Here is a 12473-nt window from a genome sequence, read left to right on the forward strand (position 1 = left end):
GGGTGAGCAGCAGGACATAGATCCGGACAAGGTAGCCAGGATCCTTTCCCACGCGCTGTGATCCTTCCCGAGCTGAAAAGAAAACGCCCCGAGTTCGGGGCGTTTTGCATGTTGTGGCGAGGTGCCGGGGCTCAGGTCCCCTGATCCAGCTCGCGCTCCAGGGCAGCCGCCTTCTGGCGGGCCGGATGGGTATTGAGCCGCTGCCAGTAGGCCTCAAGGTGCGGGAACCGGGCCAGCTGGCCGCCCTGGGCCAGCAGATCCACCAGGAAGGAGTTCATGATGTCGGCGCCGGAGAGGCGATCCCCCACCAGATAGCGGCGGCTTGCCAGCACCTCGTTGAGATAGCCCAGCACCTTGGCGCACTCCGCCTGGGCGTAGCCCGGCAGGAAGCGCATCGGGCTGCCATCCTTGCGCACGAACATGTCCAGCAGCAGCGGCAATATGCCGGAGCTCTCGGCGAAGTGGATCCATTGCAGGTATTCGGGGTAGTCGGGGCTGTCGGTGGCTGGCGCCAGCCGCTGTGGGGCGTGGCGGGCTATCAGGTACTCGGTGATGGCGCCGGATTCTGCCAGCACCCGCCCGTCGAACTCGATGACCGGCGACTTGCCGAGGGGGTGGATGGCCTTGAGTTCGGGCGGTGCCAAAAAGGTGGTGGCGTCGCGCTGGTAGGCCTTGATCTCGTAGGGCAGGCCCAGCTCCTCGAGCAGCCAGATGATGCGTTGGGAGCGGGACTTGTTCAGGTGGTGCAGGACTATCATGGGAACCTCGATTCGGTGGCGGGATTGGGTGTACGAAGGGGCGAGGCAAGTGGTTCACCGATGGACAAAAAAGAGCGGGCAGATGCCCGCTCCGTGCCGACTCAGGTTTCCAGCGCCTGATCCAGATCCGCCAGTATGTCTTCGATCGCCTCGATCCCGACCGACAGCCGGATCATCTCCGGCTTGACCCCGGCCTTGGCCTGCTCGGCTTCGCTCAGCTGGCGATGGGTGGTGGAGGCGGGGTGGCAGGCCAGGGACTTGGCATCCCCGATGTTGACCAGCCGCTTGAAGATCTTCAGCGCATCGTAGAAGCGCACCCCTGCCTCGTAGCCTTCTTTCAGACCGAAGGAGAGGATGGCCGAGGGGCGACCGGCCATGTACTTCTCCGCCAGCGGATAGTGGGGGTGGCCCGGCAGGCCGGCGTAGCTGACCCAGGCCACCTTGGGGTGATGCCTGAGGTGGTGGGCCACCCGCAGGGCGTTGTCCACGTGGCGCTCCATGCGCAGGCTCAGGGTCTCCAGCCCCTGCAGCAGCAGGAAGGCGTTCATGGGGGCCAGGGCCGCCCCCGTGTTGCGCAGGGGCACGGTGCGCACCCGGCCGATGAAGGCGGCTGGGCCAAAGGCGTCCGTATAGACCACCCCATGATAGGAGGGCTCGGGCCGGGTGAGCTGGGGGAAGCGCTCGGCGTGATCCGCCCAGGGGAACTTGCCCGAGTCGACGATGACACCGCCCAGGGAGTTGCCGTGGCCACCGACATATTTGGTGAGGCTGTGCACCACTATGTCGGCGCCGTGCTCTATGGGTTTGCACAGCACAGGGGTGGCGACCGTGTTGTCGACGATGAGGGGCACGCCGCGGGCGTGGGCCACCCTGGCGAAGGCCGCCAGATCGACGATGTTGCCCGCCGGGTTGCCGATGCTCTCGCAGTAGACCGCCTTGGTCCTGTCGTCGATGAGGGCGGCGATGGCCTCGGCGCTGTCATCCTTGGCGAAGCGCACCTCGACCCCGAAGCTCGGCAGCATGTGGGCGAACAGGGTGTAGGTGCCGCCATAGAGCTGGGGGGTGGAGACTATGTTGTCGCCGGCGGCGGTCAGCGCCTGGATAGCGTAGGTGATGGCGGCGGAACCCGCCGAGACCACCAGCCCGGCGATGCCCCCCTCCAGGGCGGCCATCCGCTGTTCCAGCACGTCGTTGGTGGGGTTCATGATGCGGGTGTAGATGTTGCCGGGCACCGCCAGGTTGAACAGATCCGCCCCGTGCTGGGCGCTGTCGAACTCGTAGGCCACCGTCTGGTAGATGGGCACGGCCACCGCCTTGGTGGTGGGGTCGCTGGAAAAGCCGTGGTGCAGGGCCAGGGTCGCATCTTTCATCACACACTCCTTGTTGGACGTCGTCGCCATTATGGATGGATAGACGTCCAATCTAGCAGGCCCTGTGCCGATGTAAACCACCCAATCCGGCAAAGCATTGTCAGGGGCTTGCAGTGATCCTGCCGCGCCCTTTCCCGTCCGGAGTCCTGGCCCGATCAGAGGCGGCGACGATACTCCCTGTCGTCTATCTGCTGCATGTCCCACTGCATCAGGCGGTTGAGCTGCTGCATGGGATCCTCGATCAGGATCAGGGGGCGGGGCTGGATCCGGCGGAAGTAGCGGCGCATTCCTTGCTGGATCCGGTTCGGTGCATGGGGGTTGGTCTGGCTCATGATGGTGCTCCTGTGCTGTGGTGCTCACGTTCGCCAACAGTATTGAGCTAAAATGAGGAAGTAAAAACTGACGACTTTATTGAGAAGGATTTCCTCTTTTATGCCCAGCCGCCGCCTCTACCAGCAATTTCAACGGCTCGCCCAGCAGCTTGGCTGCGATGAGCGGGAGACCAGCCTCGCCGAGGTGGCGGATCTGCTCTGCTGCACCCCGCGCAACGCCCGCCTGCTGCTGCGCCGCATGCAGGATCAGGGCTGGCTCAGCTGGTCGGCGGAGGCCGGGCGGGGGCGGCGCTCCCGGCTCATCTTGCTGGACAATCAGGAGAGCCTGACTCGCCGCCGCCTGCGGGATCTGCTGAGCCAGGGCCAGCTCGCCCAGGCGGTGCGGCTGGCGGAGGGACGGCTGGACTTGCTCACCCCGCTGCTCATCGAGCAGCTCGGTCAGGCCACCCGGGAGGGGCGCCAGATCCTGCGGGTGCCCTACTACCGGCCGCTGCCCCACCTGCTGCCCACGGATCCCCTGCGCCGCTCCGAGGTGCACCTGAGCCGCCAGATCTTCAACGGCCTCACCCGGCGAAATGAGGAAAATGGGGAAATCGAGGGGGATCTGGCCCACCATTGGGAGTGTCTTGGCCCCTGCCACTGGCGCTTCTACCTGCGCCCGGCGGTACGCTTTCACCACGGCCGCGAGCTGGCGGTGGAAGATGTGATGGAGAGCCTGCTCGGCCTGCGGGATCGCCCGTTGTTTGCCCACCTCGCCCGGCTGGAGAGTCGCTGGCCGCGCACCCTGGATCTGCACCTGGACAGCCCGGATCCCCTGCTGCTGCACCTGCTGGCGGAGCCGGTGGCGGCCATCCTGCCCCGCGAGCTCAAGGGGGAGGCGGGCTTTGCCCTGCAGCCGGTGGGCACAGGCCCCTACAGGGTCACCGCCAACGATCCCCTGCAGCTGTGCCTCGCGGCCTTCGACGACTACTTCGGGCTGCGGGCCCTGCTCGACGAGATCGACATCTGGATGCTGCCGGAGCTGGCGGAGCGGCTGGAGAGCCACCTGCAACTGGGGCGCGACAGCCCCGAGCTCGGCACCATGCGCGGCGAGTCGGAGCTGGAATCCGGTTGTTACTTCCTGCTGCAGGACGACAGATCCCTCCCGCTGCAGGATCCCGCCCTGCGCCAGTGGCTGACCCGGCTGCTCAACCCCATCGCCCTGATGGGGCGGGTCGCCCCCGAGCTGCAACGGGGCTGGACCAGTGCCCTCGGCCTGCTGCCCCACTGGCGCGAAGCCCTGCCCGCCGAGGAGCCTCAACCTGCGCTGTTGCCGACCCGGCTGGTGCTGGCCTGTTTCAACCAGCATCTGGAGTTCAACGAGTGTGCCAATGCCATGGCCAGCCTGCTGGCAGAGCAGGGGATCCGGCTCGAGGTGCGCACCCTGGATTACGGCCGCTGGGTGAGCGGGGAGGATGAAGACGTGGATCTCTGGCTCGGCACCCTGAACCTGGAGCATGAACACGCCTTCGCCCCCTACGCCTGGCTCCAGGGCACCCCCTTGCTGCGCCGGGTATGGGGAGGCCAGCAGGCCCTGTGGCAGGGATTGACGCAGTGGCGCGCCAGCGGCGCCGAGCCAGGCCCGCGGGCCTTGCTGGCCGAGGTGCAGCGCCAGGGCTGGTTCGTGCCGCTGTTTCACCACTGGCTGGAGCTGGAGAGCCGGGTCGGCGTGCACGGGGTGCGGATGACGGCCCTCGGCTGGTTCGATTTTCGCAGCGCCTGGCTCAAACCCGAACAGGGGATGGCGGCGCCGGAAGCCGGAGGCGGCTCCCACCCGGATGCCGGGACGCTTGAGTCATAAGGGTTGGCGCGCTAGCCTGTGCGCGGTCCCACGACAAGGAGTCGATATCCATGCTGGAAATGCAGATCCAACCCCGTTTTCAAGAGACGGACGCCCTCGGCCACATCAACAATACGGTGCCGGCGGTCTGGTTTGAATCGGCCCGTGATCCCCTGTTCCGCCTCTTCTCTCCCGAGCTGGATGTGCACGACTGGCATCTGATCATCGCGGGCTATGCGGTGCAGTTCAAACGGGAGCTGTTCTATGGCCAGCAGGTATTGATCAAGACGGGGGTGAGGCGCATCGGCACCAGCTCCTTCACCCTCTGGCAGGAGGCCTGGCAGGGGGGCGAGCTGGCGGTGACCGCCGAGACGACCCTGATCCATTTTGACTACCAGACCCGTCAGTCCATCCCCCTGAGTGACGCGCACCGGGAGGGGCTGAGGGCCTGGCTGGTAGAGAGTTAACCTGGCCTTTTGGCCATCACAGGACACTTATGCGCAAGACAGCGATCGCCCTGAGCCTCGGCTTGGGACTGGGACTCTGCTCCCTGCCTTCTCTGGCCACCACCCTGGCCGAGCAGTTCACCCTGATGGAGAAGGGGGCTGACTATGGTCTCGACACCCGGCTGTTCAGCCATGACGGTGTGGACATCAAGGCCTGGATAGACGGGGTTCCCGTCATCATAGCCGTGCCCATACTGAACGAGCAGGGCAAGCAGGAGGGGGAGAGCCGCTACTACTTCAAGGGGGGCAAGCTGTTCGGGGTGAAGGAGCCCGCCGCCCAGTTCGTCTTCGATGACGGCGGCAAGTTGACTCAGTGGCTGGATGAGAAGGGGCAGCCCGCCGAGTTCGTCAGCAAGATGAGCATGCAGCAGCGGGAGGCCTGGCTCACCAAACGGGCGGCCGAGCTGAGCGCGCTGTTCGTGCCGAGTCAGGCGGAGCAGCAGGCCGGCGAAGGCGGCGTCAAGCTGAAGGGGGCCGAGCTGACCCGCTGGCTCTGCAACGGCAAGCTGATGGCGCTGGCCAAGGGCGACAAGGTGACCTTCGAGCAGGCCAGGCTCAAGACGGGGGCTGAGGGCATGAAGGGGGAGCTCTCCCTGCGCCAGGAGAAGGGGTGGCAGGATCTCTGCCTCACCTGCGAGGTACAGGGCACCCAGGTGACCCGCCTCACCTGGCAGCCGCTGCCGGGTGCCAACAAGCCGCAATGAGTGCGGTAACAACATGAAGCGAGGGGGCCGTCGGGGCCCCCTCGCCATTTATGGCCGCTCCCCGAGTCTCTGCCGGGTCAGCGCCTCCACCCGCCGCCACTGCCCAGGCTCGAACCAGCGCGCCAGGATCGCCTGCTGCTGCTCGGCCCTGTCCAGGGGGAGCAGGGGCTCGAGTTCCGCCAGATAGCCCGCCAGCTGCCGATCGAACCCTTGCTGGCTCTGCGCCAGCTGGCGCAGCCGATCCACCGCCTCAGGCCCCAGCTGTTCCAGCAGCACGGCGTCCCGTTCGGCGGGGGAGAGCCGCTCCAGGCGCTGCAGATCGCCGAGCAGGCGGCCGTTGGCCTCCGCCTCCCTGAACCACTGGGGCTGTTCCGCCAGCCAGAGCGCCAGCTCTTCCCCCAGCATCACCCTGTCTGCGGCGTCGGCCTCTGCCAGCGCCTTGCGCCTCAGGGTCCACTGCTCCATCAGCCTCTCTTCGGCAAACAGCGACGCCTGCTCGGCGGGTCTGAAGTGTTGCCGGCGCAGCCGTTCACGCTCGTCAAACAGCAGCTGCAGGCTGGCGAGGCCGGGATCCGTCGGCACCGTCAGGCTCCCTTCCGCCCGCAGAAACTGCCGATAGCGGGCCAGCATGGCGTCCTCTTCGTCCGTCTCGCCCTGCTCCAGCCGCTGGGCCAGCTGGTGGCGCAGGGCTCCCCGCTCGGGGGCTGCCGCCAGATCAGGGGCAGGCTCGGGCCAGAGCAGGAGTGTGCCCACCAGGGCCGCGCCCAGGGAGAGGGCGACCAGCAGGAGCCGTCTCATAGCCCCAGCCTCTGCAGGCGGTTGGCATGCTGGCGATAGAGGGTGACGGGATCCGTGTCGAACAGGTGGTGGATGCCGAACGACTGGTTCACCTCGTCCAGGTGGTTCATCCGGTAAGCCGTGCCTATCACCTTGCCGAGGTGGCTGCTGCAGACCCCGACCAGGCCGTCATTGGGCTCGTGAAAGAAGGTGCCGGTCAGGGCCAGCGCCGGATCCACGGGATCCAGAATGTTGGTCATGTTGCCGCGCCCGCTCCAGGAGAAGTAGTAGACGCCGTTGTCGGCCAGCAGGGGCCCCTCGCCGCAGTGCTGGCTGGGCAGTCCTTCCGGATAGCGCTGGTTGAAGCGCTGGGCTCCGGCGCTGGTCAAGGCATCGAGGGAGGCGAGGGGATCCTGGGGCAGGTCACTGCCGCCGGAGAGCAGCGCGATGACCCCGGAGAGCGCCGAGGCGGCGGCCACCGCCAGCTGCTCGGCCACCGAGCCCGGCGCCACCCTGGCGCGCACCAGGTCGGCGATCTCGGAGCCCTGGTTGACGCCCCCCACGCTGGTGGCGGAGGCGACCAGCTCGGGGGCGACCGAGGCCACATAGCGAATGGTGGGGCCGCCGTGGGAGTGACCTATGAGGTTTACCTTGTCGGCCCCCGTGATGGCGAGCACCTGCTGTACCTGCCTGAGCAGCTGCTCGCCGCGCAGCTCCGAACTCTGGGTGGCGGAGACCTGTGCCACGTAGACGCGGGCACCGTCCCGGGTCAGGGCCTGGGGAATGCCGTAGAAATAGTCGACCCCGAGCAGCTTGTCGAAGCCGAACAGCCCGTGCACCAGCACTATGGGGTAGCGGGTCTGGGTATAGCCGGCCCCCTGGCCCAGCATGGGCAGGGCGCACAGGAGCACCAATAGCCATCTTTTCATCTTCACCGTCCTTGTGAAAACCGACTGCGCTCCGGCAGCCACCGGCCTCATGCCAGTAGCAGCAGCATGGTAGCTGAACTCAAATGTATCTGTGGATGGGATCACTAAACCGGGGATTGCAGAAAAACCCTACCCATATGGGCAAAAAGAGGCCGCGCCAACTATTCCTTGTGTCCGCCTATCAAATAAGTTAAATAATAATTATTATCATTTGAGTGTCTGAGTCATGACGGTAACCTGGGTGAAGGGATGGGTCGGTGCCACCGACGGGGAGAGCAGCATGGCGCACTGGAAGGCGCAGACCCTGAGTGGCAATCGCCACTTCGATGCGGGAGAGCACGCCAGGGCGCTCGACTATTACCAGCAGGCCCTGTGGCTGGCCCGTCAGCAGTTCGCCTGCTGGCCGGATGCGGACGAAGCCGTGGCAGCCCTGGTGGTGGCCCACCACAACCTGGCGGATCTGCTGGTGGCCATGACGCTGCCGGACAGGGCCGCCGACATGTTGTGCCATGTCCACGACTGCCTGCTCGCCACCAGCCAGTCTCCCGCAAGCCCGGATCCCCTGCGGGCGGCGGCCCTGCGCCATAGCCGCAGCACCCGCACCGAGCTGCTCGCCTTCGTGCAGAAACACGGTCATCACGACGGCATTTTGCGCTGCCTCGGTCAATGTCAGTGCCAGACCGAGCCCGCCCATCGATTGCATTGAGCCCAACAAGAGAGAGAACGAACATGAGCCATACCCTGCCTGCCCTCGCCTATGCCTATGACGCGCTGGAGCCTCACATAGACGCGCTGACCATGGAGATCCACCACAGCCGTCACCACCAGACCTATATCACCAACCTCAATGCCGCCCTGGCCGAGCTCCCCGAGCTGGCGGCCCTGCCGGTGGACGAACTGCTCGCCCGTTTCGACAGCCTGCCGGCGAGCGTGCAGGGGGCGGTGCGCAATCACGGTGGCGGCCATGCCAACCACAGCCTGTTCTGGCAGGTGATGAGCCCGCAAGGGGGCGGTGAGCCGGGCGGTGAGCTGGCCGAGGCGATCAATCGGGATCTGGGGGGACTGGATGCCTTCAAGCAGGCCTTCACCCAGGCGGCCCTGAGTCGCTTCGGCAGCGGCTGGGCCTGGCTGGTGGTCGATCAGAGCGGCAAGCTGCAGGTGGTGAGCAGCGCCAACCAGGACAGCCCCCTGATGGAGGGGCTGGTGCCCGTCCTGGGGCTGGACGTGTGGGAGCACGCCTACTACCTCAAGTACCAGAACAAGCGTCCCGACTACATAGCCGCCTTCTATAACGTGGTTAACTGGCCGGAAGTGGCGCGTCGCTACCAGCAGGCGCTGGCATAAAGAGCGGCATTTACTGCCATAGATGAAAAAAGAGACCCGCCAGTTGGCGGGTCTCTTTTTGGGGTTTCGTCACCGAGCTCAGTCGGTTGCCTTGTCTGCATCTGTCGCTACCGCCGCACTGGTCACCTCGGCAGCACTCGATGTGGCGGGGGCACTGCTGGCTGCCGTGGCTAAGGCCGAACTTGTCGCGGTCGCTACCGCCGCGCTGGGCACGGGTTGTGATGGCTTCGCGGGCTTGGCCGGCGTCTTGGCTGCGGGAATGGGCAGGCAAGGCTGGTGGGTACCTAGTGTGCTGAGGGCCTGACAGGGGATGGGACCACCGATGACGATGGGCTCGCCGAGGAACTTGGGCCCCTTGTCCAGCACGTAGAGATCGAGCAGCCCCATCAGGCGGGCGAACACTTCGCGCACCCGGGTCTTGATGCCCTGATAGGCGCTGGGATCCAGGGCGTTGAAGCCGACCGCCTCGATGCCGAAGTGGCGGGCGATGAAGATGGCGCGCTCGTTGTGGAAGGCCTGGGAGACCACGGTGAAGCGGGCCTGGCCGAACACCTCCTTGGCCCGCACTATGGAGTCCAGGGTGCGAAAGCCCGCGTAGTCGCTGTAGATGGCGCTGGCGGGGATTCCCGCCTGGATCAGGGCCCGCCGCATCTGGCGCGGCTCGTTGTACTGGACGGTGGCGTTGTCGCCGGAGACCAGGATGTAATCCACCTTGCCGTTGTTGTAGAGCTCGGCGGCGGCCTTGATCCTGTACTTGAAGTAGTGGTTCGGGCTGCCCCCGATCAGATATTTGGAGGTGCCGAGCACCAGGGCGACCCGATTGTAGGGCACCGCCTCGACGTCGTCGTAGGTGTAGTGACGGGCGTCTGAGACGGTCCACTCGCTGTAGCCCAGCAGCGCGGCGACTGAGGCCAGCAGCAGGCAGAGGCAGGCGAGCAGGATCTTGGCAAACTTCTTCATGCGCGGTGCGGTTCGGGTCTGAAGTAAGAGATGACAGGGGGCCATTCTATTACAAGTTGCCGTGGCGCGTCAGGTTTGATGCGCCCCCATGGCGTCACTCGGGCACAGGCTGTCGCAGAGCGCGGCGCTATCTTGAGCCCATCAAGGGGCGCCATAAACAAGGGCGGCCATGGCCGCCCTTCCTCATTCATGGCTCACCCTCAATGGGCCGAGTCGTTCGCCTTGCACTCCTCAGACTCCTTGTTGGCGTCCCACCAGGGCAGCAGATCCCGGCTGAGCCAGGCCTGATAGGCCTCGCTGTCGTTTGCGATCAGGGCGTCCAGCTCGGCCTCGAAGTCGCTCATCGCCTGCTGTTGATCCGGGCCTCGCAGGGCCCGGGCCATGGCCAGCCAGCTGGCGCCGCGGCCGGTCTCGCTCAGGAAGCGATGCACCGTATAGGACCAGGAGTAGACCATCTCGCCCCCCTTGTCGTAATCCAGGTGCAGTATGTCGGCCAGGGCAGGTCGTTCGGCCGCCGGGCGACCGGCGACGTTGTCCAGGCCGCGGGCGAAGCACTGGCCGTGGGCGATGAACTCCGCCAGCCCTTCCGACCACCAGGTGGTGCGGTTGAGCGGGTAGTGGCCGAAGTTGCCGTACTGGTTGAAGCGACCGTCCAGGTAGTGGACGTACTCGTGGCGCAGGTTCCACACCTGGAAGGCGGGGCGCTTCCACTCTGCCTCATAGGCGAAGAAGCGGGCCTGGTTGCCGGGACGGGCCGGATCCCCCTCGATGTAGATGCCGCCATTGTCGGTGGAGACGCCGCCAAACAGGGCGCTGCCGTAGCGTTGCCAGTCGGCGGAGGAGTCGAAGATCACCAGCTCCAGGGCCTCGTTGAGATCGTCCGCCACCGGCTGACCGCCGGTCTCCATCTGGCGGTGGAACTGCTGCTCCTCGGCGCCGAGCTCACGGCAGATCCCCTCGGCCTGACTCATGGTCAGCTCCTGGGCCCGCAGGCGCAGGGTCGGCGAGCAGGTGTGCTCGAACGGCAGTACGTCCTCCACCCGGACAGGGGTGCAGAGTCCGGCGAAGTCACCGCTGATGCAGGCCTCGCCGGTGCGATCCGTGTAGGTCAGGTAGTAGGTGGAGAGGGTCAGCGACATGTCGTCCAGCAGATCCTGGCTCTGCTGGCCGCCCGGGATCAGGCTGTGATGACGGATGAGGGTGATGACTGAGTCATCCAGCAGCCTGCGGTAGCCGTCGAGCTCGTCCGGATGGGTGTAGCGGGCGACCCGGTAGAGGCGGGTGTAGGCATCCAGCACGTTGTTGAGCAGGAACAGATCCGCGCCGTCCCGTCCCTTCCACAACGCGAGCTCGCTCATGCCGAGGGCGTGCAGCTGCTGGCGCAGCTCGCCATCCTGCTGGCGGAAGTCGGCGGCGAAGGCGTCGCTATGGTCGCTGGCGAAGTCGAGGAAGTTGAGCAGATCGAACAGGCCGGTTGCCCAGGCGTGCTGGCCGTTGATCTCCCTGGCATGGCGGGTGGCGTAGGCCAGCATCTGGTTGAACTGGCCGAGCAGGGTGCCAAAGCGGCTCTGCACTGCCGGGCTCCTGAACTGGCCGTGCAGGGCTATACTCCAGGCCCCCATGACGGCGCCCACCTCGTCGCTGGCCTGCTCCGGGTAGAGCAGCGGATGGGCGCCGAGCGCCGTCAGTGCCTCGGCCAGCGCCTCGGCGGCGGCCGGGCCGTCCTCCTTGTGCTTGCCGTAGTTGTGGTAGTTGTGGGCACGCACGTATTCCAGCAGCAGCTTCATGGCCGGATGGGCCGGCTGATTGGCCGCCAGCAGGCTCTGGATGCCGCGGGAGACCGCCAGCAGCTTGCGGTCATCGTGGCCATAGTTCTCCTGCCAGACCGGGGCGGGCTGGCCACTGGCGTCCTGCACTATCCTGGCCGCTTCGGCGTCCAGCAGATCGGTATCGGGCAGATCCGGTTCGGAACAGGCGCGGCCGTCGGCGCGGCGGCAGTCGAGCTGCTCCTCCTTGCTGGCCAGCACCAGGGGGCGGTTGAGCACCCGGTTCTCCTGCCACTCGGTTGTTTCCGGCAGGGTCTGCCATTCGCTGCCACCGACCGGGTATTGATAGCCGGTGTCTTTCAGTACCACCTGCACCTCGCTGCCGGCGGGCAGGGTCTGACGGCACACCCGGTAGCTGATGGTCTTGTCCCCCTCCTGACGGGTCTGGGGTTCATCGCACTCCTGCTGCGCCCTGGTCTCGTCCAGCTGCCAGCTGTATTGGCGCCAGACGTGGATCTCGCTCACCTGACGGGCGGCCTGGCTGCCCGCCACTGGTTGCAGGCGGAAGAAGATCTGCTCGAGGCGGCCGTCCCGCTCGTTGGGGGTCTCTTCCAGCACCTTCAGTTGCTGCCAGTCTCGGGGCTGGTACTGCCATGCCTGCTCGGCGCAGCGCCCCTCGGCGTTGAGCTCGCAGCGATCCAGCTCCTGCTCGCTGTGACCCAGGACGATGCGCTCGGGGAGCGGCAGGCTGTCCTGACGCGGTGCGGTCGGGGTGCCTGCCAGCGGCTCCCAGCGGCCTTGTTTCAGGCCATAGCCAAAGTCATGGCTGCTGGCCGGGACGGCCTTGCCGGCCGGCACCACCTCTTCGCAGCTGAGGTAGCGGATCTGCCAGCCCTGCTCGACCCTGAGCTGCGGCTCGCCGCACTGCTGTTCGGCCAGGGCCGCCAGGTTGGCGTCGCGCCAGTCGAAGCGGCGATAGACCCTCAGCTGCTGATAGGGGGCGTCGCCACTGCGGGCGCTCAGCTCATAGGTCACTTCGGTGAGGCTGTCCCCCAGCTGACGGCTGGATTCACCTGTGAGTTGATACTGTTGCCAGTCGGGGGAGTAGCTGGCCAGCGCCGAGGTGGCGAGCAGGCCGGGGGCAGCCAGGAGCAGCAGCCGGGTAGAGAGGTGATTCATCATGATCCCTTTGGTGGATGGAGTGACGT

At 66.2% G+C, this 12473-nt stretch carries 12 protein-coding genes; 5 read left to right on the forward strand and 7 right to left on the reverse strand.

From position 1 onward, the window contains the following. Positions 1–131 precede the first annotated feature (131 nt). The 3 genes from AC3WR3_RS05970 to AC3WR3_RS05980 form a co-directional block, all read right to left on the reverse strand. A complete protein-coding gene (locus tag AC3WR3_RS05970) occupies positions 132–758 on the reverse strand; it encodes a glutathione S-transferase family protein (RefSeq protein WP_492291434.1) in 627 nt (208 codons plus the stop codon). A 101-nt stretch (positions 759–859) separates the two neighbouring features. After that, positions 860–2128 (reverse strand): O-acetylhomoserine aminocarboxypropyltransferase/cysteine synthase family protein, encoded by a 1269-nt coding sequence (locus AC3WR3_RS05975; protein WP_492291435.1) that lies wholly within the window; start codon positions 2126–2128, stop codon positions 860–862. A 155-nt stretch (positions 2129–2283) separates the two neighbouring features. Continuing rightward, positions 2284–2460, reverse strand: coding sequence for a hypothetical protein (locus AC3WR3_RS05980; RefSeq protein WP_265436477.1), 177 nt, complete (start codon positions 2458–2460; stop codon positions 2284–2286). Between the two features lie 100 nt (positions 2461–2560). Between AC3WR3_RS05980 and sgrR the strand changes: the two genes are divergently transcribed. From sgrR to AC3WR3_RS05995, 3 genes are read left to right on the forward strand one after another with little or no spacing between them, the layout of a single operon-like run. Next, entirely contained in the window at positions 2561–4300 is a 1740-nt protein-coding gene (sgrR, locus tag AC3WR3_RS05985; RefSeq protein ID WP_492291436.1) for an HTH-type transcriptional regulator SgrR, read from the forward strand. Positions 4301–4350: 50 nt separating this feature from the next. Beyond that, positions 4351–4746, forward strand: a complete 396-nt coding sequence (locus AC3WR3_RS05990) for an acyl-CoA thioesterase (protein WP_319912269.1) — start codon at positions 4351–4353, stop codon at positions 4744–4746. Between the two features lie 29 nt (positions 4747–4775). Next, on the forward strand, positions 4776–5489 hold the full coding sequence (locus tag AC3WR3_RS05995; RefSeq protein ID WP_492291437.1) for a hypothetical protein: 714 nt from the start codon (positions 4776–4778) through the stop codon (positions 5487–5489). Between the two features lie 48 nt (positions 5490–5537). Here AC3WR3_RS05995 and AC3WR3_RS06000 read toward each other — a convergent pair whose 3' ends face one another. After that, positions 5538–6287, reverse strand: coding sequence for a lipase secretion chaperone (locus AC3WR3_RS06000; RefSeq protein WP_492291438.1), 750 nt, complete (start codon positions 6285–6287; stop codon positions 5538–5540). Next, positions 6284–7195 (reverse strand): lipase family alpha/beta hydrolase, encoded by a 912-nt coding sequence (locus tag AC3WR3_RS06005; RefSeq protein WP_492291439.1) that lies wholly within the window; start codon positions 7193–7195, stop codon positions 6284–6286. The genes AC3WR3_RS06000 and AC3WR3_RS06005 overlap by 4 nt, the downstream gene beginning before the upstream one ends. Before the next feature lie 280 nt (positions 7196–7475). Here AC3WR3_RS06005 and AC3WR3_RS06010 point away from each other — a divergent pair, with 280 nt between their 5' ends. Next, positions 7476–7901, forward strand: a complete 426-nt coding sequence (locus tag AC3WR3_RS06010; protein WP_139439193.1) for a DUF2753 family protein — start codon at positions 7476–7478, stop codon at positions 7899–7901. 23 nt (positions 7902–7924) lie between these two features. Further along, positions 7925–8539, forward strand: coding sequence for a superoxide dismutase (locus AC3WR3_RS06015; RefSeq protein WP_492291440.1), 615 nt, complete (start codon positions 7925–7927; stop codon positions 8537–8539). A gap of 78 nt (positions 8540–8617) precedes the next feature. On the opposite strand, the gene AC3WR3_RS06020 is transcribed toward AC3WR3_RS06015, so the two are convergent. Together AC3WR3_RS06020 and AC3WR3_RS06025 are read right to left on the reverse strand one after the other, a co-directional pair. Continuing rightward, positions 8618–9544, reverse strand: coding sequence for a SanA/YdcF family protein (locus tag AC3WR3_RS06020; protein WP_319916813.1), 927 nt, complete (start codon positions 9542–9544; stop codon positions 8618–8620). A 155-nt stretch (positions 9545–9699) separates the two neighbouring features. Continuing rightward, positions 9700–12444 (reverse strand): collagenase, encoded by a 2745-nt coding sequence (locus AC3WR3_RS06025; protein ID WP_492291441.1) that lies wholly within the window; start codon positions 12442–12444, stop codon positions 9700–9702. Positions 12445–12473 lie beyond the last annotated feature (29 nt).

It is taken from the genome of Aeromonas sp. EU05-FHT14A05 (genome assembly GCF_058791175.1).